This window comes from Microbacterium maritypicum MF109 (genome assembly GCF_000455825.1).
In the GTDB taxonomy this organism is placed as follows: Bacteria; Actinomycetota; Actinomycetes; order Actinomycetales; family Microbacteriaceae; genus Microbacterium; species Microbacterium maritypicum_A.
Genome location: NZ_ATAO01000257.1, coordinates 1 through 521, shown reverse-complemented (window position 1 = coordinate 521; position 521 = coordinate 1). Strand labels below are relative to the sequence as shown.

Here is a 521-nt window from a genome sequence, read left to right as displayed (position 1 = left end):
GTGCACGGGTGCCCTCGAACCGTGCACTGATGGCGGAGTACGGGGCCAGTCCGGTGACCGTGCAGAAGGCGATGCAGCAGCTCGTGCGGCTCGGACTGGTCGAGTCCCGTCCTGGCGCCGGCACCTTCGTGCGTGCCGCGCCCGCCGCACGCACGGCCGACTACGGCTGGCAGACGGCAGCTCTCGGTACGCCGCCCACGGGCCTTCTGCGCTTGTCGTCCACGCAGCGCACCGTCGCCCCGGATGCGATCGGACTGCACTCGGGCTACCCCGCCGTCGACCTGCTGCCCCAGCGGCTCGTGCGGCAGGCGCTCGTGCGGGCGGCCCGATCAGATGCGGCCCTGATCCGCTCGCCCGCGGCAGGTCTTCCCGAACTTCAGGCCTGGTTCGCCGGTGAGCTCGCATCCGCAGCCCCCGTCGGCAGTACACCCGCCTCGGCCAGGGACGCTCTGATCATCTCCGGCAGCCAGAGCGGGCTGAGCTCGATCTTCCGTGCCGTCGTCGGCGTCGGTCAGCCGCTG

The 521-nt window shown here is 72.2% G+C and carries 1 protein-coding gene; it reads left to right on the top strand.

Going from position 1 to position 521, the window contains the following annotated elements; translation table 11 throughout:
• Positions 1-521, top strand: a 521-nt coding sequence (locus L687_RS41435) for a GntR family transcriptional regulator (RefSeq protein ID WP_021201747.1), incomplete at both ends; no start/stop codon positions are given.